Consider the following 24,145-nt stretch of genomic DNA (forward strand, 5'->3'; position numbering starts at 1 on the left):
CTGTCGTCACAATGGCCCGGTGAACAGGTCCAATGAAAGCGCCCCCGAGGAGTCCATAAGCGCCGGGTCGGACTTCCTCCAGCTCGACACCGGGGAGGCGCCACTCGGCGGGCTCGCCGACTGGCTGACGGGGCGGCTCAGGGTCGCCCTCTCCGACGGCCGGCTGCCCGTGGGCAGCAGGCTCCCCGCGACCCGCGTACTCGCCGCCGAACTGCGGGTCTCCCGAGGGGTCGTGACCGAGGCGTACCAGCGTCTGGCCGAGGCCGGGCAGGTGGAGGGGTGGGGGCGCGGGGGAACGGTCGTCGTCGCCGTTCCCGCGCCACTCGCCCCTCCGGCCCCGGAGCCGGAGAGGGAGGCCGGAGGGCTGTTCGCCGCCGCGCCCGCCGCGGACGTGTTCGACACCCTGCGCGCGGCCCCGGCGCGTATCGATCTCTCGCCCGGTCTGCCCGACCTGACGGTCTTTCCGCGCACGCGGTGGATGCGGGCCGAACGGGCCGTGCTCAGGGACCTCCCCGCCTCCGCCCTCGGCTACGCCGACCCGCGCGGGGCCCCGGAGCTGCGGCACGCCGTCGCCGCCTGGCTCGCTCGCAACCGCGGGATCGTCGTGCCGGCGGACGAGGTCGTCATCACGGCGGGCACCACACAGGCGCTGGCCCTGCTCGGCCAGGTCTTCAGGGACTGTGGGATCACCCGGGTGGCCGTAGAGGAGCCCGGGTCGCTCGGCGTGCGCCAACTGCTGCGCGGGCACCGGCTGGAGACGCCGCCGGCCGCGGTCGACGCGGACGGTGTACGTGTCGATGAGCTGCGCGCAACGGGCGCGCCCGCCGTGCTGCTCACCCCCGCTCACCAGTTCCCGACCGGAGTCGTGCTCGACGGCGCGAGACGCCGCGACCTGATGCGCTGGGCGACGCACGAGGGCGGGCTCGTCGTCGAGGACGACTACGACGCCGAGCACCGCTACGACCGGCCGCCGGTCCCCGCCCTGCGGTCCGTGCTCCCCGAGCACGTCTGCTACGCGGGAAGCGTTTCAAAACTGCTGGCCCCGGCCCTGCGCGTCGGCTGGGTGCTGGTGCCCTCGGCGTACCGCGACGCGCTGATCGCGGCCAAGCGCTTCGCCGACCAGGGCAACGCCGCGCTGCCGCAACTGGTCCTGGCCGCGCTGATGGAGTCGGGGGAGCTGGAGCGGCAGCTCCGGCTTCTCCGCGGGCGGCACCGGCGGCGACGGGACGCGATGATCGAGGCGATACGCGAGCATCTGCCCGACGCGACGGTCCACGGCGCCGCCGCCGGTCTCCATCTGACGGTCACTTTCGACGGGGCGTTTCCCGATACCGGCCTCGCGGCGGCGGCGCTCGCGCGTGGCGTCAAGACCCAGCCGCTGTCCTGGCACAGCCAGCGTCCGCGTCGACCGGGGCTCGTACTGGGCTACGCGGCGTGCACGACCGCGTCCCTCCACGAGGGGATCGCGGCGCTCGGCGCGGCCCTGCGCGAGGTGTGCTGACCAGCCCCGCCGGGCCCCGCGCCCTCCCCGTCAACTCCCGTCCGCGCCTGCCGCGCCCGCCGCGCCCGCCGCGCCCGTCAACTCCCGTCAGCGGCCCGCGAGTTCGTCCCGTGCCGCGCCGCCCCTCGGGTCCTGCGGCGGCACCGTCCCCACGGGCCCGGGTCCGGGCGCGGGCCTCGTACCGGAGTCCGGGGCCCCCTCGCCCGCCCTGCGGATCGCCCCCAGCACGAACCCGGCCGGAACACTGACGAGCCCCGGCGCGTACAGCGGCCACAACTGCCAGTCGGCGTGCGGGAACACCGCGTCCGGTGCCCCCGACATCGCGGGGGAGAACGCGACCAGGGCGAGCGTGACCGCCGTGCCCCCGTACACGCACCGCCGCAGCGCAGCGAGGGGGAAGGGGCGGCGGCCCAGTGAGTAGCACAGCGCGGGCAGCAGCACCGAGGCCGCCTGGGTGTAGGTCAGCGTCAGCCAGAACTGGGGGTTGACCTCGCGTGCCACCACCGCCAGCACGAGGCACACAGCGCCGACGCCCAACAGGGCCAGCCGGGCCCGTACGTTGCCCGGCATGTGCCGTGCAGGGGAAGGCTGACCCGGCACGGGGGCCCGCCCCTTCGCGGCGGCTCCGCGCCCGCTCCCCGTGCCCGTGCCCGCGCCCCACCCCAGGTCGTGCACCAGCGCGGCCGAGGCGGACAGCAGCAGCACGGACGCGGAGGCCAGCACGGCCAGGAAGGCCGCGCACGAGACGAACGTCAGCAGCATGCCGGGGTGTCCGGTGCCGTTGCCGTCCAGCGCCGCCGCGAGCAGCAGCAGGTTGTTGCCGCCCCGCGGGCCCTGCTCGGCCAGCTCGCGCGCCCCGACGAGGGCCCGGAGGCCGAAGCCGAGGATCACGGCCGCGGTGCACAGCAGGATCACCGCACCGGCGCCCCACCCCGCGGCCCGCCGCGCGATCCACACCTCGTCGCACCCCGAGAGCCGGGTCACCAGATACGGCAGGAACGCGGCACCCAGCAGCACGGTCACCGTGATGCTCGCCAGGTCCAGCATCCCCGTGAGGTCCGTGCCGAACAGCCCGCCGAACGACAGATACGCGTCGGCCGAACCCTTGGCGCGGGAGGCGGCGCTGAGCATGGCGCCCGGGTCCCAGCGGAACTGGAAGAGGACCAGGCAGCACAGCAGCGGCCCCATGACCAGGAAGGCGGCGGCCTTGCAGATCTGGAGGGCCGTCGCACCGCGCGCGCCCCCGATCGTGACGCAGGCCAGCATCAGCGCGCCGACCAGCACGATGCCCGCCTGCTCACCGGCCTCACCCGGCAGGCCCATCAGCGCGGCGGTGATCTGGCCGATCGGTACGAGCTGGGCCACCAGCAGCGGCACCGTCGCCACGAGGGCGCCGGTCGCGGCGGCCCGGCGTGCGGGGCCCGACGGGAGCCGGTGCGCCAGCACGTCGCCGAACGACCACCCCTTCCTGATCGGCAGCTTCCCGGCCAGCCAGCGGCGCATCAGCAGGGGCGAGGCAGCGGCGGCGGCGACGACGAGGACGCCGTCCGTACCGGCGACGGCGACGATGCCGATGAGGTAGAGCACCCCGGCGACGGAGATGAAGTCACCTGTGAAGGCGAGGCCGCTGCGCATCGGCCCCGGGCGGTCGGTGTCGGTGAAGAGGCTGTCCTCGTCGCGCAGATCGGGACTGGCCCACATCGAGAGGGAAAGACAGCAGGCGAGGAAGAGCAGGAACAGGGCGATGGAGAGGAAGCGGTCGTCCGCCAGCTCCCCGGTCACGCGGCGGATCCGTACGGCGACGGCTGACGGAAGGTCTGGCGGAAAGTCTGGCGGAAGGACGGGCGGGAGGGGCGGCGGACGAGGGCGCCGGCGTGTGGGGGAGTCACAGCTTCTCCAGGCGAGCGGGCGGAGGGAGGCGGCGCGTGCGGAGACAGGCACGGCCGGAAGGCGCCGCAAGTTACCGGCGCGTTTGAGGGAGTGTAGATCCACTGTCTGTGATCAGCCAGGGGCTGTGTGTGAGAGAAAGGTGACGCGTCTCTCCACGTCTCCCGCGCCACCACGCTCGCCTCCGCACTCCCCGTACCCGTCCCGCTCAACTGCGGTACCGAGGAAGAGGTGTGCTTGTGACAGTGCGGCATTCGCGCCCGCGTCGTGGCGGCAGGCTTACGGGGGACGAGGACGATGTCTCGGCCGCCGAGAAGCGCCTCTTCGGCGGCAAACTCCGTTACGACCTGCCGTTCGTGCGCCATGAGAGCCCCCTGTTACGGGTGGGTTTCTGGGGAATGGCCAAGGCCCTGCCCCGGATGGTGGGCGTGGTGGTGCGCGCGGCCTGGGAGGTGGACAGGCCCGCGCTCTGCTCCCTCGTGGCCGCCGAGTTCGGCCAGGGACTGGCCGGTGCCTTCGCGCTGGTGGCCACCAACCGCGTGCTCACCGAACTCTTCGCGGGCGGCCCCACGCCCCAGCGGCTCCACCAGGCGCTGCCCGCGCTGCTCGCCGTCACGCTCGTCGCGGTGTGCACCTCTGTGCTCGCCGCCGTCTCGGTCGCGTCCTCTGGCCGCATGGAACCGCAGGTCGAGCGCCGGATCTCGGCGCGCTACTACGCTGCGACGTGCCGCGTCGAGCTGCGTGCGACGGAGGAACCCGAGGTGCAACGCCTGCTGGAGGCGGGCAGGTTCGGCACGGACTCGTCGCGCCGCATGATCGGCCTGTCCGTCTCGGTGGTGAACGCGCTGATCGGGCTGGCGGCGGCCGGGGCCGTGCTGATGACACTGCACCCGGTCCTGCTCCCGATGCTTGTCCTGGTGGCGGTGCCCAAGGGCTGGGGCGCGGTGCGCTCGGCGCGCCGCGAGTACGCGTCCAGGCTGCACTGGATCGACCACCGTCGCGCCATCGCCGTGCTGTTGCAGTATCTGACGCTGCCTCACGCGGCGCCCGAGGTCCGCGCGCACGGCGCGGGCGGGCTGCTGTTGCGCGCGTACGAGGAGATGTCGGGGTCGATGGAGCGCGAACAGCGCAGGCTCTCGCGCGCCCAGGCGGGCACCCAGTTGATCGCCTCCGGCTTCTCCGGGATGGCGGGGCTCGCCGCGTACGGCGTGCTGTGGCTGCTGCTCACCGGAGGCGGGATGCCGCTGGCCGTGGGCGGCACCGCGGTGATCGCCATCCGCACCTCCACCGGCAAGCTGACGGCCCTGGTCTCGCAGCTCAACCGGATGTACGAGGAGACGCTCTACCTCAACGACACCGAAGAGGCGTGCGCGGTCGCCGCGCGCCACGCCATCCCTGTGTCGGGCAGGCCGCTGCCGGAGAGGGTGCGCGAGATCCGGCTGGAGTGCGTGTCCTTCACCTATCCGGGCGCCGAGCGGCCCTCGCTGGAGGAGGTCAGCCTCTCGGTACCGCGCGGGACCGTGGTGGCACTCGTCGGCGCGAACGGCTCGGGCAAGACCACCCTCGCCAAGGTCCTCGCCGGACTGCTGCTTCCCACCGGCGGGCAGGTGTGGTGGCTGGGGGAGCGCGGCGCGGACGGTACGGACCGCGCGGGGGACGGCGCGGACCGTGCGGAGACGGAGACGGAGGAGGTCGCCGTCGAGCTGCGCGAGGCCGACCGCGACCAGGTATTCGGCCAAGTGGCCCTGCTCGGCCAGGACTTCCCCCGCTGGCAGATGACCGCGGGCACCAACGTGACCATCGGCGACCCCTCCGGACCGCCGGACCAGCGCCGGCTGGAGACGGCCGCACGGGACGCCGACGCGCACGAGTTCGTCGACAGCCTCCCGTACGGCTGGGACAGCATCGTCGTCAAGGGCTACGAACGCGGCACCCAGGTCTCCGGAGGCGAGTGGCAGAAGCTCGCGAACGCCCGTATCCGCTACCGCCGCGCGCCCTTCGTGCTGGTCGACGAGCCCACCTCGGCCCTGGATCCGCAGGCCGAGATCGACGCCTTCGCGCGGCTGCGCGAAATGACGGCCGACGGCACAGCCGTCGTCCTGATCACCCACCGGCTGGCCGCGACCGCGCACGCCGACCACATCTACGTCCTCCACGAGGGCCGGGTCGCCGAGCAGGGCGACCACGCGGCGCTCATGGCCGACCCGGCGGGCCGCTACCGCGCGATGTACAGCGCGCAGGCGGCGCAGTACGGCCACACCTTCGACGGCGGGGGTGGGGCGGCGGGGGTGACTCTCGGGTAAGGTTGCCGGACCCAGCAGTGGACGTAGACGTACCGAGGGAGGTGGGACCCATTACCGCTGTGTCAGGTCGGGTGCCCTCGTTCACGGTCGTACGGTCCATGCGGCGCAGGTGACCGAGGGAGCCCGTCGGTATCCCGAAAGGCTCCTCCCCCATGTCGCTCACCCCTTCCCTCCACACCTCTGACACCTCCGCCATCTCTGCCGCCTCCGACGCCTCTTCCGCCGTCGTCGGCAGGCTGCGCGCGGCGGGCTGCGTCTTCGCCGAGGACGAGGCGGAACTGCTGGTCTCCGCGGCCCGCACACCCGCCGAACTCTCCGCCATGGTGGAGCGCCGCGCCGACGGCTTCCCCCTCGAACACGTCCTGGGCTGGGCCGAGTTCTGCGGTCTCCGGATAGCCGTGGGCCCCGGTGTGTTCGTGCCACGGCGCCGCACCGAGTTCCTGGTGCACCAGGCCATGCCCTTCGTCGGCGCCTCGTCCGTCGTCCTCGACCTGTGCTGCGGCTCGGGCGCCGTGGGCGCCGCGCTGGCCTCCGGCGCGGACGGCGTCGAGCTGTACGCCGCCGACATCGACCCCGAGGCGGTGCGCTGTGCCCGCCGTAACGTCGCCGCCGTGGGCGGCCGGGTCTACGAGGGCGACCTCTACGCACCGCTGCCGCCCACACTGCGCGGACGCGTCGACGTACTCGTCGTCAACGCGCCCTACGTGCCTACCGACGCGATAGGACTGCTGCCGCCCGAGGCGCGGGACCACGAGCCGCGCACCGCGCTCGACGGCGGCGCGGACGGTCTTGACATCCAGCGCCGGGTGAGCCGGGAGGCCCGGCAGTGGCTGGCGCCCGGCGGCCGGATGCTGGTCGAGACGAGCGAGCGCCAGGCGGAGTGCAGCGTCGAGGCGGTCGCCCGGGGCGGGCTGGCCCCGACGGTGGTCTCCTGCGACGAGCTGGGCGCCACCGTCGTCATCGGGACGAGGGGCGACGCGTAGCGGCCACGTCGGCGGCTACGCGCCGCTCTCCGGGGCCGGGGCCGGGCCCGGGGCGCCCTCGTCGACGGTGGAGGACGGCACGGCCAGCACACCGTCGAAGGCGTCGAGGACGGGAGCGTGGAGGTAGGAGCCCTGTATCCGGATCCGGTCGGGCGCTGCGCCCTGAGCCTGCTCGGGCGCCCGCCGCAGGTCGGCGAGGGCGAGCCCGAGGCCCGCCTCGGCGAACGCGGACTCGATGCTTCCGGGCTCGGGAGCGCCCAGGGGCGTGTCCTCGACGACGAAACCGAAGCGGGCGCTCTCGTCGCGGCGCATCTCGGCGGTGCCGCCGGTGACGCTGGTCAGCGCGAGCGCGACGTAGTCGTCCCCGAGGGCGCGGTGGAGGTGCTGGCCCATGGGCAGCCCGGTGAGGTGGCCGGAGAAGGACACCGGCTCCTTCATGATGTGGGCGTTGTGCGCCGCCAGGACGATACGGGTCCCCGGCTCGGCGTGTGCCAGATGCCAGCGCACCGAACCGGCCATGTAGACCTCGCGGGCCGAGGTGTCGGCGGTCAGCCCGGTCCCCGCGAAGAGCCCGGCCATGGCCCGGAACGTGTAGTCCGCGTGGCACGCGCCCTCCACCCTCCGCAGGGCGATGTCGAAGCGGCGCCGGCCGCCGCGGTCCACGTAGAGCGGCTCCACGGCGCGGAACCGCGTCAGCAGCCGGGCCAGCGCCGCGCTCAGCGCGTCCTGCTCGGACGTCTCCAGCCGCGCCCAGGCGGGCGCCGCGACGGCCCCGGACCCGCCCGCGAAGCGCCGCGCGATCGAAAGCGCCGACTCGGCCAGCGGCAGCAGCTCGGGGTCGACCTCGCGCAGATAGCCGACGACCGGCTCCAGCGCGGGCAGCAGCGAGCCGCCCGCCTCGGGGATGTCGATCCCGGCGAACCGCACCGGGTGCGGCGCGGTGCGGTTGTGCGCGCGCAGGCGGCGCAGCGGTTCCTCGATGCCCATGGGGAGCGCCGCGGCGCTGTAGCGCTCCAGCGCGTCGTCAGGTCCTGCGCCCTGTGTCCAGTCGTCCAGGGCGAAGCCCTCGCTGAAGCCGTACTCGAAGGCGAGGACGGTGAAGCCGCAGCGCTCGACCAGGAAGCGCAGCAGGCGGGTGCGGGCGAGGGCGAACTCGCGGATGAAGTGCGAGTTCTCGCCGAGCGCGACGACGCGGGCATCGCCGACGATCTCGCGCAGCGGCTCCAGTTCGTCGAGGCAGGCGTCGGGGTCGAGGGTGGTGAGCGGGGTCGCGCCCGTACGGAGCCAGGCGGCGAAGGGGCCGCCGCCACTCGCGTCCGTCGTGCCGCTCGTGCTGCTCGTCCCGGCCGAGGCGGCGGTGTGGGAGGTGGACATGCTGGGCTCGCTCTCGGTGTCGCGGATGCGGCGGCCTTACGGTACGTCGGCCCACCGTGCCCGTCACTTCAGTTACGCCCGGGGCTCAGGAGACTCAGGGGACACAAGAGGCTTGGGTGACCACTCCACCGCTCTCGTACGGGCGAATTTTCTTGCCCAGAGTTGACGCGCTTCACATGCGGCTCTCATCTCCGCTGCTTAGCGTCCGCGACGTGCCCCGGATATCACGTTGCAGAGCGCTGCCCGCGGCAGCGGCCTTATTGGCCCTCACCGCGACGATGTCGTGCGAGGAACCAGGGAAGGACGCGCTGGCCGCGCGGGCCTCGGGATCGCCGTCGGCCTCGTCCGGCAGGTCCTCCGCCTCCCCGTCGCCGGAACCCTCGCCCTCGGTGGACCTCGACCGCGCCGTGCGCGAGGCGCTGGAGGCACTGCCGGAAAGCTCCGGCAGCTACGCCGTCGCCGTCGAGGACGTGGAGAGCGGGGAGTCCGTCGTCCACGGGGCGAAGAAGGACTCCGAGACCTTCGACTGCGCGAGCATCGTCAAGGTGGACATCCTCGCGGCCCTGCTGCTGCGGACCCAGGACCGCGACAGCCACCTCACCGCCGAGCAGAAGCGGCTGGCGTCCGCGATGATCCGCAGCAGTGACAACACGGCGGCCGACGCGCTCTGGCAGGCCATCGGGGGAGCCCCGGGCCTGGACGCCGCGAACAAGCGCCTCGGCCTGGAGGCGACGACCGGCGGAACGAACCTGCACTGGGGCCTGACCCAGACCACGGCGGGCGACCAACTCGCCCTGCTGCAAGCGGTGTTCGGCGAGGACTCCCCGCTCTCCGCCGACTCGCGCGAGTACATCAGGACCCTGATGACCGGTGTCGTCGAGGGCCAGCGCTGGGGCGTCTCCGCCGCCGCCGAGGCCGAGACCACCGTCGCGCTCAAGAACGGCTGGCTGCCGCGCTCGGCCACGGGCCTGTGGGACGTCAACAGCATCGGCCGCATCGAGTCCGACGGGCGCACGCTCCTCATCGCCGTCCTGTCCGACGGGCAGCCCTCGCACCGGACCGGCATCGACCTCGTCGAGAAGGTCTCCACGACGGCGGTCCGCGCCCTGCTCGGCACCTGACGGGGGGGCCGGGGACGTACGCGGCTACGTCCCCCGTCGCGCACCCGCCTACGTTCACTGCGTGAAGCGATCCACTCCGCGTGGGCCGGTCCAGCGCGTCGTGGGGACGAAAGGGCCGGGACACCTGCAGGCGGCGCCGTCACAGGGGTTTCCCGGGAGAAGCGACGTCTTTACATTGTGAACGCTTCCACCCGTTGAGGCTGACAAGCCTCCGTGCAGGAGGGGAACTTGTGAAACGAAGACACCTGAGCCGCCTCGCCCTCGGAGCGGGCATCGCCGCGCTGCTCGTGGGCCCGGGGACCGTCGTCCCGTCGGCGGGGCAGGCCACCGCCACCGCCGCCGCCCGCCCGTACGCGGGCGCCGACTACCGCGACGCGCGGCTGCCGGTCGCCGAGCGTGTCGAGGACCTGCTCTCCCGCATGACCCTGGACGACAAGATCGGCCAGATGACGCAGGCGGAACGCGGGTCACTGACCGAGCAGTCCGACCTCGCCACCTACCGGATCGGCTCGGTGCTCTCCGGCGGCGGTTCCACACCCGCCACGAACACCCCCGCCGCCTGGGCGGACATGTACGACAGCTTCCAGCGGACCGCGCTGAGCACCCCGCTGGGCATCCCCATGATCTACGGCGTGGACGCCGTGCACGGACACGGCAACGTCAAGGGCGCCACCGTCTTCCCGCACCACATCGGGCTCGGCGCCACCAGGGACCCGGGGCTGGTGCGCGAGGTTGGCCGGGTCACGGCGGCCGAGGTCGCGGGCACCGGCATCGACTGGAACTTCGCCCCCTGCCTGTGCGTGGCCCGCAACGACCGCTGGGGCCGCACCTACGAGTCCTTCGGCGAGGTGCCCCAGCTCGCCACCGCGATGACCTCGGAGATCAGCGGCATGCAGGGCCGCTCCCTCGACGCGCCGGGCTCCGTCATGGCCACCGCCAAGCACTACCTCGGCGACGGCGGCACGACCGGCGGCGACGACCAGGGCAACACCGAGCTGAGCGAGGCCGAACTGCGCGCCGTGCACCTGCCGCCCTTCAAGGAGGCGGTCAGGCGCGACGTCGGCTCCGTGATGGTCTCCTTCAGCAGTTGGAACGACGTCAAGATGCACGGCAACCGCTATCTGCTCACGGACGTCCTCAAGAAGGAGCTGGGCTTCGACGGCTTCGTCATCTCCGACTGGGCGGGCATCGACCAGCTCGACGGCGAGAGCGGGTTCACCGGCGAAGAGGTGCGCAAGGGGATCAACGCCGGGATCGACATGGTGATGGTGCCCTACGACTACAAGAAGTTCACGCAACTGCTGCGCGACGAGGTGGAGGCGGGCCGCGTCCCGATGTCGAGGATCGACGACGCCAACCGCCGCATCCTCACCAAGAAGTTCGAACTCGGCCTCTTCGAGAACCCCTTCACCGACCGCTCCTACACCGGGAAGGTCGGCTCCGAGAAGCACCGCGCCGTAGCCCGCGAGGCCGTACGCGAGTCGCAGGTGCTGCTGAAGAACGAGGACAGGACCCTCCCGCTCGGCAAGCGCGACAAGGTCTTCGTCGCGGGCAAGAACGCGGACGACATCGGCAACCAGAGCGGCGGCTGGACCATCACCTGGCAGGGCTCCAGCGGCCCCGTCACACCGGGCACCACCATCCTCGACGGCATCCGCTCCGAGGCCCGCGACCCCTCGGACGTCACCTACGACCGGCACGGCAACGGCATCGACGACAGCTACGACGTCGCCGTGGCCGTCGTCGGCGAGACCCCCTACGCGGAGGGAGAGGGCGACAGACCCGGCTCCCTGGGCCTGGACCAGGAGGACCTGGAGACACTGGCCCGGCTGAAGGCGTCCGGCGTGCCCGTGGCCGTCGTGCTCGTCTCAGGACGGCCGCTCGACATCGCGGACCAACTCCCCGGCTGGGACGCGCTGCTGGCGTCCTGGCTTCCTGGCACGGAGGGCAACGGTGTCTCCGACGTGCTCTACGGCGACCACAAGCCCAGCGGCAAGCTCCCGGTGACCTGGATGAGGGACGCGGCGCAGCAGCCCATCAACGTGGGCGACGGCAAGAAACCACTCTTCCCGTACGGCTACGGCCTCACCTACCGCCGCTGAGCCCTGTCAGGGGTGCCCACCCGAACCACACCCACGTCACGGCCTGGCCGCGCGCCACTGGGGTGCGAGTATCGACCAGATCTCCATGTCGTGCCGTACGCCCCGGTACAGGTAGCTCTCCCGTCGCACGCCGTCTCGGCTCATGCCGAGGCGCCGTGCCACGGCGATGCTGGCCTCGTTCCCGGAAGCGACCACCCACTCCACACGGTGGACGCCCCGCTCCTCGACGGCCCAGTCGATGAGCACCCGCACGGCCCGCGTCACCAGCCCCTTCCCCGCCGCCGACGGCTCCAGCCAGCAGCCCGCCTCCGCCGTCCCCTGCGCGATGTTCATCGTCCGGAAGATGACCGAGCCGACGAGCTTGCCGCCCGCCCAGATGCCGCAGAGCCGCCCGGTGTCGGTCGCGGTCTTGTCCGCGTACGACTGGAGGAACGCCCGTGCCGAGTCCAGGTCCGTGACGAGGGTGGGGAGGGAGATGTACCGCGCGACGTACTCCCGTCCCCGGTCCATGTGGGCCAGGAACTCCTCGGCCTGCCACGGCTCCAGCGGGCGCAGCTCGGCACCGTCCTCACCCAGGGGTATCGCGTACATCGTCACCGTCCACGGCCATAGGAGCACACAGGGGGGAAGGAGCTTCTCACGGGGGGTGCCACCCGTGGCACCGCCGAAACCGGCGTCGATGACGCCGGCCGCGTCGCCCTCCACCGTGGGAACGCGGCAACGACCGGCGCTCAGCGGGCCCCGGGCGCCGTACGTTCCATCGCCGCCTTGAGGTTGTCGAGCGTTCGGCGGATGTTTCCGCGCTGGAAGTCGGCGAAGGTGTGGCCCCGCGTCGCCACGCGGTCGAACGCGTTTGCCAGCGCGTCGGGCCAGCGGCGCCGGTCATCCGTCCAGGTCTCCGTGACCCGGGTGCCGCCTTCTGTGGGTTCGAAGCGGTACTCCCAGGTGGCGATGGGGCCCGGCAGCCTCGGACGCCGCAGGCCGATGGCGTGCACGCGGAAGGCGAAGCGTGCGCCGGGCTCGGCGGCCGTCACGGTGCAGCGGGTGGTCCAGCGGAAGGCGCCGCGCTTGTTGCGGCCGTCGAAGACGGTGCCGGTGCGGACGGCCGCGCCGCCCTGCCCGGGCGCGTCCCCGCCGCCACTCGCACCAGCGCTCCCGCCCGCGTCGCGGAGGGTGGCGCCGAGGTTCTCCGGGCTCCACTCGCCCATCCGCCTCGGGTCGCTGACCTGGTCGTAGATCGTGGAGGCTTCCGCCGCGATGACGACACTGCCGGAAACGCTGAAGGTGCGTGCCATGGGGTCTCCAGAGGGTGTGGGACGGCCCGGGAGACCCACCTTACTGGCCGGTAAGTGAACGTCCTGTCCTGCCCGTCCACACACCCCCGGCGGGGGCGGCGCGAACGGGCGGGACGGGACGGGGGAGCCGGGAGGGTCAGCCCACAGGGGTGGCGGCGTCGGCGGGCTTCGCCGCGCCACCTTCCGCGACGGGCCCGTCGCTCTCCTGCGCCAGCCGCTCCATGCCGCTGGTGGTCTTCAGCGGCTTCTCCTTGATGAACACCACCGCGACCAGGGCGAGGGCCGCGAACGGCGCGGCGATCAGGAAGAGATCGGCCGTGGCGATGCCGTACGCGTTCTCCACGATCTCCCGCAGCGGCGCCGGCAGGGTGGACATGTCGGGGACGCTGCCCTCGGCCGAGCCACCGCCAGGGGCCTGACCGGCCCGGCCCAGGCTCTTGGTCATCTCGTCGGCCACCCTGTTGGCGAGGATGGCGCCCAGCACGCTGGTGCCGATCGTGCCGCCCATGCTGCGGAAGAAGGAGAGCACGGAGGTCGCCGCGCCCAGCTCGGCGGCGGGCACGTCGTTCTGCGCCGCGAGCACCAGGTTCTGCATCAGCATGCCGACGCCGACGCCCAGCACCGCCATGTAGAGGCTCAGCAGGCCGAACCCGGTGTCGGCGCTGATCGTGGACAGCATCGCCAGCCCGGCCGTCATGATCACGGCACCGGAGACGAGGTACACCTTCCACTTGCCCGTGGCGCTGATGATCTGCCCGGCGACGGTGGAGGAGACGAGCAGGCCCAGGATCATCGGCAGGCTCATCAGGCCCGCCACGGTCGGGGACTTGCCCAGCGCGATCTGGAAGTACTGCGAGAGGAAGACGGTGCCGCCGAACATGGCCACACCCACCAGCAGGCTGGCGAGGGTGGTCAGCGAGACCGTGCGGTTGCGGAAGATGCCCAGCGGGATGATCGGTTCGGGCACCCGCGACTCGACGAAGACGGCCGCGACGAGCAGCAGCACGCCACCGCCGGTCAGCGCGGCGGTCTGCCAGGAGGCCCAGTCGAACTCGTTGCCCGCCAGCGAGGTCCAGATGAGGAGCGCGCAGATACCGGCGACGATCAGGAAAGCGCCCAGGTAGTCGATCTTCACCTCGCGGCGGACCGTGGGCAGCCGCAGGGTGCGCTGGAGGAGCAGGATCGCGAGGAGCGCGAAGGGCACACCGATGAAGAAGCACCAGCGCCACCCCAGCCACGAGGTGTCCACGAGCACACCGCCGACGAGCGGGCCCGCCACGGTGCCGACGGCGAAGACCGCGCCGAAGATGCCCGCGTACTTGCCCAGCCGCCGCGGCGGGATGACCGCGGCCATCACGACCTGGGCGAGGGCCGTCAGACCGCCCGCGCCGATGCCCTGGATCACCCGGCTGAAGATGAGCAGGCCGACACCCTGCGAGAAGCCCGCCAGCAGGGAGCCGACGACGAACATGCAGAGCGAGAGCTGGAGCAGCAGCTTCTTGTTGTAGAGGTCGGACAGCTTGCCCCACAGCGGGACGGTCGCCGTCATCGCCAGCAGCTCGGAGGTGACCACCCAGGTGTAGGACGACTGGCTGGCGCCCAGGTCGGCGATGATGCGGGGCAGCGCGTTGGCGACGACGGTGCCCGCGAGGATGGCCACGAACATCCCGGCCATGAGCCCGGACATGGCCTGGAGTATCTGCCGGTTGGTCATGGAGGTCGGCGCCTGTTCGGGCGCCTCGGTTGCGGTCACGGGTTCCTTCTTCGGACGTCGGAAAGTGCGGAGAGGACTGAGGGGGGCTGAGCGGAGTGCGGGGAGGGGGGAGAGTGTGGGGGCGGCCGCCGGGGCGGGACCGTCAGCTCTCCGCCGGAGGCCGGGGGAGTCCCGAGGCCAGGTGCGCGAACACCCGCCGGAAGATCTCGGGGAAGGAGGCGTCGGTGCCCTGGGCGCACCAGTGCTCGACGGAGACCCGTACGGCGGTGCCAGCGACGGCCGCCAGCAGTCGCGGATACAGCTCCAACTCGGCGCCGGGCATGCACTGTTCGGGACCTTCGGGCGGCTCCTCGGCCGCTGCGTCGCCCTCGGGCCGCAGCCGCTGGGCGATGGCCGTGGCCAGTTCCAGTTCGTCGGCCATGTGGGCGCCGAGGCTGCGGACGAGCAGGTGCGGCGACTTCTGGAGCACCTTGGCGCGCAGGTTCCACACCTCGTGGCGCTGCTCGACCTCGACCAGTTCGGCGGCCAGCGCTTCGCGCACGGCGTCGAGGGGTGACAGTTCGGCGGGCGCGTCCAGGAGTGCCCGGCGGACCCGCTGGCCGACCTCCGCGTCGATCATGACGAAGGCGTCGTCGTGTGTGTCGAAGTAGTTGAAGAACGTGCGCGGGGAGACGCCCGCCGCGTCGCTGATCGCCTCGACGGTCACATTCTCGGCGCCGTGTTCGGCGGCCAGGCGTATCGCCGCGTCGGCCAGAGCGGTGCGGGTGGCCTGCTTCTTGCGCTCGCGCAGCCCGGGCTCGGCGGCTTTGTTCGGCATGCCTTTCATAGTATGCAAAGATGCACGTTCTGCAAAATTTAAGCGGGTCCCCTTCGCGGGGTGCGGAAGGAAACGGGGGTTGCCCGTTCGTCGGGGGTGTTGCGCGGGACGGTTGGCCGGTGTGGTGGGTGCCGTAGGGTCCCGCGCTGATTTTTGCGCCGTGGCACGCCTGGGCGGGTTCCCTTTGCGGGGGCGGGGCGCCGTTTCCGGGTGCGGGCCGGTGGCTTCGGCGCGGCGTGTGGTGCGGTGCTTCGCGGCTGGCGCCGCGTGATTCTGGGTTTCGGCCGTGGTTGTGGGTGCGTGGGTGGTTGGTGTCCGGTGCCGGGGTGGGGTGTCTCCTCGGCGTGAAGGTCTCGTTTTTGCCTTCCCGCCGGTGACTTTCTCGACCTGCGGGGACACCCCACCCCGTCCCCGTCCCGCCGGTGGCCCGCTGTCCGGTTCCGGGTGCGCCAATGCCCACCCCCCTTCGCGGGGTGCGACTGCCCCCTTGCCGTGTGGCGGCACCAACCCCAGCGCGGGACCTCCGGTCCCTCCTTCACGGGCCGACCGTCCCGCGCAACACCCCCTGTCGGGGGTGCGTAGCCCGGTGCCCCCTGGGGTTTCGTTTGCGTGCCGCGGGCCGGTGGGTGGGTTGTGCCCACCTGTTCCGCCATGCGGAACGCCTGCCCACAACAGTTGGAGCGGACCGGAGGTTGGCCACCGGGTGGGAGGTGGTGCGGTGGGGTGTCCCCGCAGGTCGAGAAAGTCACCGGCCGAAAGCCGAGCACGAGACCTTCACGCCGAGGAGACACCCCGGCGCGGCGCCGACCCCCACCACACAGGCACCCCATATCCACGGTCCGAGCCAAGAATCACGCGGCGCCAGCCGCGTACTACCGGTCCATACGCCGCGCCGAAGCCACCGGCCAGGCAGCCGAACACGGCGCCAAGCCACACGACGGCATCCCACTGGCGACGGCGCCAAAACTGTTGTGGGCAAGCGTCCCGCTCGGCGGGACGGGTGGGCACAACCCGTGCCACCGGCCTGCAGCACGCGAACGAACCCTCAAAGGGGCACCCACAGCAGGCGCACCCCTACGAGAAGCGCGCACCCCGTGTGACCATCACCCCGTACCCCGTGAAGGGGCACAGCCCGGTGAAGGGTTCAGCCCAGTGTGCGCAGCATCGACGCGTCGAACGGGACGTGTTCGTCCGTGCGGCCCTCGAAGACCTTGGCCGCCCACTTCGGGTCGCCCAGCAGGGCGCGGCCGACGGCGACGAGGTCGAACTCGTCGCGCTCCATCCGGTCCAGCAGCCCGTCGATGCCCGTGACGGTGGACTGCCCGCCCTGGAACGAGGCGATGAACTCGTTGTCGAGGCCGACCGAGCCGACGGTGAGCGTCGGCTTGCCCGTCAGCTTCTTGACCCACCCGGCGAGGTTGAGGTCCGAGCCCTCGAACTCGGGCAGCCAGTAGCGGCGCGTCGAGCAGTGGAAGGCGTCGACGCCGGCGGCGGCGAGCGGCGCGAGGATGGCCTCCAGCTCCTCCGGGCTCTCCGCGAGGCGGGCTTCGTAGTTGTTCATCTTCCACTGCGACATGCGGAAGAGGATCGGGAACCCGTCGGAGACCGCCGCGCGGCAGGCGGCCACGATCTCGGCCGCGAAGCGCGCACGGGCCACGGCGTCACCGCCGTAGTCGTCGGTGCGCCGGTTGGTGACCTCCCACAGGAACTGGTCGATGAGGTAGCCGTGGGCGCCGTGCAGTTCGATGCCGTCGAAGCCGAGGCGTTCGGCCGCAGCCGCTGCTCCGGCGAAGGCCGCGATGACGTCGTCCAGGTCCTCCCGCGTCATCGCGTGGCCGGAGGGCGTCCCGTCCAGGGCGAGCCCGGAGGGCCCGGACGGCGGCGCGTCGGGGAAGGGCGGTGCCCCGGCCTCGCGGGCCATGCCGACGTGCCAGAGCTGCGGCATGATCGTGCCGCCCGCCGCGTGCACCGCCTCGGCGACGCGGCTCCAGCCCGCCAGCGCGTCCTCGCCGTGGAAGCGCGGCACATTGCCGCTGGTGCCCGCGGCGGGGTGGTCGACGTATGTGCCCTCCGTGATGATCAGGCCGACGCCGCCCGCCGCGCGCCGGGCGTAGTAGTCCGCGACGTCGGGCCCCGGCACACCGCCCGGCGAGAACTCGCGGGTCATCGGCGCCATGACGACGCGGTTCGGCACGGTGAGACCGCCCAGGGAGAAGGGGCGGGAGAGCACCTGCGCGGCGCGGGCGGCGGGGTCGCTGGATATCACGGGTCTGTCTCCTCGGTCGGAAGTGTGCTGCGGACGCGCTCCCGGGGGTCCTCGGGGGGAGGAGGGGAGCACGTCCGCAAGACGCAACACACGGAGACGCCGTGATCATCCGTCGCGGGCTGTCGGCTGTGCCACATCCGGCCGCGCGCACGCGCGTGGTGTCACATGGTGGCGACGGGCCGGACGACGATCTCGTTGACATCGACGTCGTCAGGCTGGGCCACCGCGTAGGAGATGGCCCGTGCGACGGCGGAAGCGGGCAGGGCGATACGGCGGTAGACGCGCATCTCCTCCTTGCCCACCGGGTCGGTGATGCTGTCGGCCAGCTCGGACTCGGTGACACCCGGGGAGATGGTGGTGACGCGGATGTCGCCGACCTCCTGGCGCAGCCCCTCCGAGATCGCCCAGGCGGCGTACTTGGTGGCGCAGTAGACCGAGGCCGTCGGGCTCACCACATGGGCGCCGATGGAGGCGAGGTTGACGAAGTGGCCGCAGCGCTGGGCCCGCATCACCGGCAGCGCGGCGGCGATGCCGTGGAGCAGTCCGCGGACGTTGACGTCGATCATGCGGTTCCACTCGTCCAGCCTGAGCGCCTCCAGCTTGGACAGAGGCATCACACCGGCGTTGTTGACCATGACGTCGACGCGCCCGTACCGCTCCCGCGCGTCGAGGACGAAGGACTCCACGTCCGACGCGTCGGTCACGTCCAGGGGGCGGTGGCTGACGGTGCCGCCGTCCGCGCGGATCTCCCGCGCGAGGGCGGCGAGCCGTTCCTCGCGGCGGGCGCCGAGCACGACGGTGTGGCCGTCGGCGGCGAGCTGCCGCGCGGTGGCGGCGCCGATGCCGCTGCTGGCCCCTGTGATCAGCACGGTCTTGGAGGAGGTGGGGCGGGTGGATGTGGGCTCGGTGGACATGCGCGGTTGGCCTTCCTCGGGGCGGGGGCCGGAGGCCGTCGGAGGGCTCCGGCAGGGTGTGCGCTGCGCCGCTTCGGCGCTGTGCACAGCCTCGTCCGCGCGCGCCGAGGGCGGCAGGCACCCTCGTGGCCGGGGGCGGCGAGCCGGGGTGCCGTGCACCCGGGTGCGGTGAGGCTGGGTGCGGTGAGGCTGGGTGCGCCGCACCCGGGCAGGCCCGTGCGGGCCGCCTGAGCGGTGGCTCTCAGGCGGCCCGCGCCCCCTCCTCGACGCGGATGGCCACCAGGTGCGGGCCCGGGTTCTCCAGGGCCCAGGCCAGCGCCGAGGCCAGCTCCTCCGCCGTGTCCGCGCCGCGCGCGGGGACCCCGTAGCCACGTGCGAGCGCGCAGACGTCGATGCTGGGGATGTCCATCCCGGGCGTGCGCGCCGTGCCGTCGGCGGAGAGCTGGTCCTTGAGCACCCCGTACTCGCCGTTGTCCAGCACGGCGAAGGTGACCGGCAGCCGGTGCTGCGCCGCGGTCCACAGCGCCTGCACCGTGTACTGGAGCGCGCCGTCCCCGACGAGCGCGACCACGGGCCGCTCGGTGGCCAGTTGGATGCCGACGGCGCCCGCCGTGGCGAAGCCCAGCCCGTAGCCGCCGGGGAAGTAGTAGCTGCCTGGCAGCCGGTGCGGGAGATGCGACCACAGCAGCGGGAACTCGCGCGCCGCCTCGTGCACCAGCACCGTCTCCTCCGGCAGCAGCCCGGCCAGCGTCCCGATGACCTCCGGCTGGCCCGTGAACCGCGCGCCGGGCGCGGGCGCGGGCAGCGGGGTCCGCGCGGGCGCCTCCAGCGCGCGTACGGGTCCGGGGACGCGACGGCACAGTTCGCGCAGAGTGAGTCCGACGTCCCCGCAGTAGGCGTCCCCGGCCACGGCCCGCGCCGCCTCGGCGGGATCGCTGGTCAGCGCGAGGACGCGCGGCATCTCCGGGAGCGCCGACGCCGCGTCCTCCGGGCCCTCGGAGAGGTAGCGGAAGACCGGGGCGCCCGCGCACAGCACGAGGTCGTGCCCGGACAGGGTCTTGGCCACGCCCTGCGGCGACATGGGCAGAACGCCCCGGAAGGCGGGGTGGCCCGTGGGGAAGCCGCAGCGCGCTCCCCACCCGTCGATCCACACCGGGGTGCCCAGCAGGTGCGCGAGCCGCCCCGCCGCCTCGAACCCCTCGTCGGTGGCCGCGTCGGGCCCCACCACCATCGCCGGAGCGCGCGCCCCGGTGAGCGCCCTGGCCAGCGCGTCGAGGGCCGCGGGTTCCGGCACGGTACGGCTGTGGACGGTGCGGCCTGCGCTGACGCGTGCCGCCTCCTCGTCGGCGGGCCTGGACCAGTCGTCCATGGGGACCGACAGCACGACGGGCCCGGCGGGCGGCTGGGCCGCGATATGCAGGGCCCGGGAGAGCGCTGCCGGGACCTCGTCGGCCCTGGCCGGTTCCTCGGAGTGCTTCACCGCGCCGAGCGGCAGCGTGACGGGCTCGGTGTTGGCCAGCGCGCCCGCAGAGCCGATGAGACCGCGGGACTGCTGTCCCACCAGCGCCACTAGGGGGCTGCGCGCGCCGCGCGCGTTGACGAGGGCGCCTATGGCGTTGCCGAGTCCCGCGGCGGTGTGCAGGTTGACGACGGCGGGGCGGCCCGTGGCCTGCGCGTACCCGTCGGCGATGCCCGTCACCGACGCCTCGTTGAGCCCGAGGACGTAGCGGAGGTCCTCGGGGAGGCCCGTCAGGAAGGGGAGTTCGGTCGTTCCGGGGTTCCCGAAGAGGACCGTCGCATCGTGGGCGCGGAGGAGATCGAAGGCGGCTTGCCGCACGGTCTGTGCGGGCTGCACGGTCTGTGCGGGCTTCGTGGTCTTCACGGTCGTCCTTTCCTGACGGCCGGGGGAACGGTGGACGGGGAGGGTGAAGGGGACGGGGAGGGCGCGGGTTCGCCGGGGGACGGGGGCGTGCGCGGAGCCAGCCGTTCCGGGCCGCCCGGATAGGCGATGCCCGGAACGCCGGAGCCGGTGAGCGCGGGGCCGAGCCCGCCGTGCGACCCGCCGATGCGCCGTTCCGCCAGCAGCCCGGCGGCGGCGAGAGTCGTGATGCCCCGCGCCGTGGAGAGGGCGAGGACCTGGCGCACGGTCTGGAAGATGCGGGACGCCCTGCGCTTGGCGCGCGTCATGTCGAAGCCCCGCAACTCGTCGGCGGCCTGGATGACCCCGCCGGAGTTGACGAGGTAGTCCGGCACGTAGTGCACCCCGCGCTCGAGCAGGATGTCCGCGATCCCCGGGTGCGGCAACTGACAGTTGGCCGCGCCGCACACCACGGAGGCGGTCAGGGTCTCCGCGACCGTCTCGTCGACGGCGTCGCTGAGGGCGCACGGCGCGTAGATGTCCAGGTCGGCGTGGACGGGCCGGGTGCTGCTCTTCGGCACGATCTCGACGCGGTCTCCGCAGGGGTGTGTGCGTGACAGCGTGTCGTGGGCGCGGGCGAGGACGCGGGCGTCGGCGTCCCAGCACACGACGTGCGCGCCCGCCTCCAGGAGCAACCCCGCGAGCCGGGAGCCGACCTTGCCGACGCCCTCGACGCCGACCCTGCGGCCCTGGAGCCGGGCCGAACCCCACACCTGCTCCGCCGCGGCGCGCATGCCTTGCAGCACCCCGTACGCGGTGAGGACCGAGGTGTCGCCGCAGCCGCCCTTCCCGGCGGAGCGGCCCACGACATGGCGGGTCTCCCGCGCGACCAGGTCCATGTCGCCGCTGTCCGTGCCGACGTCGGCGGCGGTGATGTAGGCGCCGTTGAGCGAGTCGACGAACCTGCCGTACGCGCGCATCAGCGCGTCCGTGCGGTCGGTCGCCGGGTCGCCGATGATGACGGCCTTGCCGCCGCCGAGGCCGAGCCCGGCGAGCGCGTTCTTGTAGGTCATCCCCCGGGAGAGCGCGAGCACGTCGTCGAGCGCGTCGGACTCGCGCGCGTAGGGGAAGAAGCGGGTGCCGCCCAGCGCTGGGCCGAGCGCGGTGGAGTGGATGGCCACTATCGCGCGCAGGCCGGTCTCCGGGTCGTTGTGGAAGACGACGTTCTCGTGCCTGCCGGTGCCGGTACCGGGTCCGGTGCTGGGACCGGTGTCGGCGCTGGTGGCGGCGGTCTGAAGGACGCTCATGAGCGCGATACCTCGTACGTCGGCGGCCAGTGGCCGGTGGACGGGGCGTGGGGAGCCGAGGTCAGCCCCTGATACCAGTGCAGCAAGCGGCGGGGGAGGGGAGGAAGAGAGAGCCGCGGCGGACAGCGAGAACGAGGTGAACGCCCATGTGGATCGCTGCCCGCGCGTCCCTGACGAAAGTCAGGGGTGGCCGCGTACGAAAGGGCGGGGACACGGGAGGGGCGCCCGCAGCAGGCTCGGGGCATGCGAACTGTGAAACGTAGCGTGACCCGACGGGCCCTGCTGGGCGGCCTCGGCGGGCTGGCGGGGCTCGCCGCCGTGGGCGCCTCGGGAGCCGTGGGCACCGCGAGCGCCGGAGCCGCCACCCGGACCGCCCCGACCGCCTCCGGAACCGCCGGGGGAATCCGCCTCGGCCTGCCGCGCCCCACGGGACCGCACCCGGTCGGCACCGTCGAGTGGTGGCTGACCGACCACGGACGTGCCGACCCTTGGAGCGAGGACACGAAGCGCCCGCGAGAGCTGATGGTCAGCGTGTGGTACCCGGCGCACCCGGGCGACGGAGAGGGCGACGGCGCAGCGCGGGCGCCCTACATGCGGGCCGGGGCCGCGGCCGTGTTCGACGCGGGCGCGGCGAAGATCCTGAAGACGGAGCCCGGCACCGTCGACTGGGCCGGTATCGGCACCCACGCCAGGACCGGCGCACCACCGGCCGCCACCGCGGGCCGCATGCCCGTGGTGCTGTACTCGCCGGGCATGTACAACGAGCGGGTCCTGGACACCGTCGCCGTGACGGAACTGGCCAGCCGGGGATACGCGGTGGTCACCGTCGACCACACCTACGAGGCGCACGCGGTCGAGTTCCCCGACGGCCGTGTCGCCGAGCCCTCGCCCGCGCTCACCGGCATCACCTCACCCGTCGAGCGGAGCAGGGCAGCACTCGACGTCAGGCTGGCCGACATCCGGTTCGTACTCGACCGGCTCCACGCGCTCGCCGGGGGCGCAGCGCCGGACGCGGCCGGCAAGGCGCTGCCCCGGGGGCTCGCGCGCTCCCTGGACCTGTCCCGCACCGGCATGTTCGGGCACTCGCTCGGCGGCATGACCACGGCCGAGGTGATGCGGCTCGACGGCCGCGTACACGCCGGGGCCAATCTGGACGGGCCGCTCGGCTACGACTGGAGCGACCCCGGGCAGATGCTGCCCGTGGCCCGGACAGGCCTGGACCGGCCGTTCCTCCAGATGGGCGCGTGGCTGCGCACGGAGACCACGGAGCATCCGCACACCCACGAGCACTCGCCCTCCTGGAAGGCGATGTGGGAGCACTCCAGCGGGTGGCGGCGCGACCTGTGGACCGAGCGCTCCGAGCACAACTCGTTCACCGACTACCAGATCCTCCTCCCCGCACTGGACGACCGCCTCGGTCTGCCCTCCGGGCTGCGCGACGGGATGATCGGCACGGTCGGAGCGGAACGGTTCACCAGGAGCCGCCGCGTCTACCTCCTCGCCTTCTTCGAGCAGCATCTGAGGGGGCGTCACCAGCCCGTGCTCGACGGCCCGTCGCCCCGTCACCCCGACGTGCGCTTCATCCGCTGAGCCCCCCACCGCCCCGCCGTCCGGGGCGGCGGAGTGCCGGGGCGCCCCACCCGCCCCGGCTCTCACCGTTCACCGATGGCCGCTCAGCGGCTTTCCAGCCGCAGCCACCGCTGCTGCTCCTGGTCCCCGGCCGCCGAGTTCTCCTCGTGCACGGTGAAGGCGTCGGCCAGCGCCCGTTCCAGCAGGCCGACCGCCTGGGGCGCGCCTTGCAGCTCGGCCGCCACCGTGCCCTTCAGCGCGGGGCGGTCGGGGCGGCCCCCGCCGCCCGCCACGTCGAAGTCCGACAGCCATACGTCGGGCCGGGCGCCGCCCTCGGCCCGGTGCGGTCCCTCGGACTCCCGCTCGGAGGGGAACAGCGAGTGCAGCACGGTGAAGACGGCCTGCGCGTCCTGCGTGTCGCAGCCGCTGAGCTGCACCGAGACCTGTGTGGCGGAAGCGTGCGATTCGGTGACCATGTGCCTGTGTTTCTCCTTCTGGCTCGGCTCGCTCTGGCTCGGCGGCCTCGTCGGCGTTCCTCAGCCGCGTCCTGGGGTCGCCTTGAGCGCCGCGCCGACCTCGCGGAGGTAGTCGTCGAGGTCGTGCGGGTTACGGGAGGTGATGAGCGTCCACCCTCCGGCGTCGTCGCTGACGACCGGCTCGTCCACCCACTCACCGCCCGCGTTGCGGATGTCCGTCGCCACCGACGGGTACGAGGTGAGCCGCTTGCCCTCGACGACGGCGGCCTCGACCAGCAGCCACGGGCCGTGGCAGATGGAGGCCACGGGCCGCCCGGAGGAGGTGAACGCGTGGACCATCTCGACGGCCGTGTCGTTCAGCCGCAGCGCGTCGGCGTTCAGTGTGCCGCCGGGGATGTGGAGCAGGTCGTAGCCGGACGGGTCGGCCTTGGTCAGCTCGACCGTGGGCCGGAGGGTCTTGCCCGGGTCCTTGTCGCCGACGAGGGTATGGACCGGCTCGTCGGATACGGCCGCCACATCGACCTCGGCGCCGCTCTCGCGCAGCCGCCGCAGCGGGACGGTCAGTTCGTCCTGCTCGACGCCGTAGTTGGCGGTGATCGCCAGGACACGGTGTCCGCTCAGCTCGTTGTGCGCCACTTCTCTTCCTCTCCTCACCGCG

The 24,145-nt window shown here is 72.9% G+C and carries 18 protein-coding genes; 6 read left to right on the forward strand and 12 right to left on the reverse strand.

Annotated features, from left to right (window positions below):
- Positions 1-19: 19 nt before the first annotated feature.
- A complete protein-coding gene (gene pdxR / locus ACYVOO_RS39765; RefSeq protein ID WP_461020597.1) occupies positions 20-1,501 on the forward strand; it encodes a MocR-like pyridoxine biosynthesis transcription factor PdxR in 1,482 nt (493 codons plus the stop codon).
- 87 nt (positions 1,502-1,588) lie between these two features.
- Here pdxR and ACYVOO_RS39770 read toward each other — a convergent pair whose 3' ends face one another.
- Positions 1,589-3,283: a sodium:solute symporter family transporter gene (locus tag ACYVOO_RS39770; RefSeq protein WP_461020598.1), complete on the reverse strand. Its 1,695-nt coding sequence runs from the start codon at positions 3,281-3,283 to the stop codon at positions 1,589-1,591.
- 344 nt (positions 3,284-3,627) lie between these two features.
- Here ACYVOO_RS39770 and ACYVOO_RS39775 point away from each other — a divergent pair, with 344 nt between their 5' ends.
- Together ACYVOO_RS39775 and ACYVOO_RS39780 are read left to right on the forward strand one after the other, a co-directional pair.
- The gene (locus ACYVOO_RS39775) at positions 3,628-5,691 is read left to right on the forward strand and encodes an ABC transporter ATP-binding protein (RefSeq protein WP_461020599.1); all 2,064 of its coding nucleotides are present in this window, start codon (positions 3,628-3,630) and stop codon (positions 5,689-5,691) included.
- A 152-nt stretch (positions 5,692-5,843) separates the two neighbouring features.
- Complete coding sequence (locus ACYVOO_RS39780; protein WP_461020600.1) at positions 5,844-6,674, forward strand: putative protein N(5)-glutamine methyltransferase; 831 nt, start codon at positions 5,844-5,846, stop codon at positions 6,672-6,674.
- Between the two features lie 15 nt (positions 6,675-6,689).
- Here the strand turns inward: ACYVOO_RS39780 and ACYVOO_RS39785 are convergent, their stop codons facing one another.
- Positions 6,690-8,048, reverse strand: a complete 1,359-nt coding sequence (locus ACYVOO_RS39785; RefSeq protein WP_461020601.1) for an erythromycin esterase family protein — start codon at positions 8,046-8,048, stop codon at positions 6,690-6,692.
- A 212-nt stretch (positions 8,049-8,260) separates the two neighbouring features.
- Here ACYVOO_RS39785 and ACYVOO_RS39790 point away from each other — a divergent pair, with 212 nt between their 5' ends.
- Both ACYVOO_RS39790 and ACYVOO_RS39795 read left to right on the forward strand, forming a co-directional pair.
- Positions 8,261-9,169, forward strand: a complete 909-nt coding sequence (locus ACYVOO_RS39790) for a serine hydrolase (protein ID WP_461020602.1) — start codon at positions 8,261-8,263, stop codon at positions 9,167-9,169.
- Between the two features lie 230 nt (positions 9,170-9,399).
- Positions 9,400-11,271 carry a glycoside hydrolase family 3 protein gene (locus ACYVOO_RS39795; RefSeq protein ID WP_461020603.1) on the forward strand — a complete coding sequence of 624 codons (1,872 nt, stop codon included), beginning with the start codon at positions 9,400-9,402 and terminating at the stop codon, positions 11,269-11,271.
- A 36-nt stretch (positions 11,272-11,307) separates the two neighbouring features.
- On the opposite strand, the gene ACYVOO_RS39800 is transcribed toward ACYVOO_RS39795, so the two are convergent.
- The 8 genes from ACYVOO_RS39800 to ACYVOO_RS39835 form a co-directional block, all read right to left on the reverse strand.
- The gene (locus tag ACYVOO_RS39800; RefSeq protein ID WP_461020604.1) at positions 11,308-11,862 is read right to left on the reverse strand and encodes a GNAT family N-acetyltransferase; all 555 of its coding nucleotides are present in this window, start codon (positions 11,860-11,862) and stop codon (positions 11,308-11,310) included.
- Positions 11,863-12,002: 140 nt separating this feature from the next.
- Positions 12,003-12,566 (reverse strand): SRPBCC family protein, encoded by a 564-nt coding sequence (locus tag ACYVOO_RS39805; RefSeq protein ID WP_461020605.1) that lies wholly within the window; start codon positions 12,564-12,566, stop codon positions 12,003-12,005.
- A 136-nt stretch (positions 12,567-12,702) separates the two neighbouring features.
- Positions 12,703-14,280 carry an MFS transporter gene (locus tag ACYVOO_RS39810; RefSeq protein WP_461020659.1) on the reverse strand — a complete coding sequence of 526 codons (1,578 nt, stop codon included), beginning with the start codon at positions 14,278-14,280 and terminating at the stop codon, positions 12,703-12,705.
- A 142-nt stretch (positions 14,281-14,422) separates the two neighbouring features.
- Positions 14,423-15,106, reverse strand: a complete 684-nt coding sequence (locus tag ACYVOO_RS39815; protein WP_461020606.1) for a TetR/AcrR family transcriptional regulator — start codon at positions 15,104-15,106, stop codon at positions 14,423-14,425.
- Between the two features lie 1,135 nt (positions 15,107-16,241).
- A complete protein-coding gene (locus ACYVOO_RS39820; protein WP_461020607.1) occupies positions 16,242-17,363 on the reverse strand; it encodes an NADH:flavin oxidoreductase in 1,122 nt (373 codons plus the stop codon).
- A gap of 161 nt (positions 17,364-17,524) precedes the next feature.
- The gene (locus tag ACYVOO_RS39825; protein WP_461020608.1) at positions 17,525-18,277 is read right to left on the reverse strand and encodes an SDR family oxidoreductase; all 753 of its coding nucleotides are present in this window, start codon (positions 18,275-18,277) and stop codon (positions 17,525-17,527) included.
- A gap of 241 nt (positions 18,278-18,518) precedes the next feature.
- On the reverse strand, positions 18,519-20,159 hold the full coding sequence (gene mdlC, locus ACYVOO_RS39830; RefSeq protein WP_461020609.1) for a benzoylformate decarboxylase: 1,641 nt from the start codon (positions 20,157-20,159) through the stop codon (positions 18,519-18,521).
- Positions 20,156-21,442, reverse strand: coding sequence for a Glu/Leu/Phe/Val dehydrogenase dimerization domain-containing protein (locus ACYVOO_RS39835; protein ID WP_461020610.1), 1,287 nt, complete (start codon positions 21,440-21,442; stop codon positions 20,156-20,158). Before ACYVOO_RS39835 ends, mdlC begins: the two co-directional genes overlap by 4 nt.
- 264 nt (positions 21,443-21,706) lie before the next feature.
- Here ACYVOO_RS39835 and ACYVOO_RS39840 point away from each other — a divergent pair, with 264 nt between their 5' ends.
- On the forward strand, positions 21,707-23,032 hold the full coding sequence (locus tag ACYVOO_RS39840; RefSeq protein WP_461020611.1) for an alpha/beta hydrolase: 1,326 nt from the start codon (positions 21,707-21,709) through the stop codon (positions 23,030-23,032).
- Between the two features lie 83 nt (positions 23,033-23,115).
- On the opposite strand, the gene ACYVOO_RS39845 is transcribed toward ACYVOO_RS39840, so the two are convergent.
- Both ACYVOO_RS39845 and ACYVOO_RS39850 read right to left on the reverse strand, forming a co-directional pair.
- Positions 23,116-23,487: a hypothetical protein gene (locus ACYVOO_RS39845; RefSeq protein WP_453349806.1), complete on the reverse strand. Its 372-nt coding sequence runs from the start codon at positions 23,485-23,487 to the stop codon at positions 23,116-23,118.
- A 60-nt stretch (positions 23,488-23,547) separates the two neighbouring features.
- Complete coding sequence (locus ACYVOO_RS39850; protein WP_461020612.1) at positions 23,548-24,123, reverse strand: type 1 glutamine amidotransferase domain-containing protein; 576 nt, start codon at positions 24,121-24,123, stop codon at positions 23,548-23,550.
- Positions 24,124-24,145 lie beyond the last annotated feature (22 nt).

It is taken from the genome of Streptomyces daliensis (assembly GCF_054782395.1).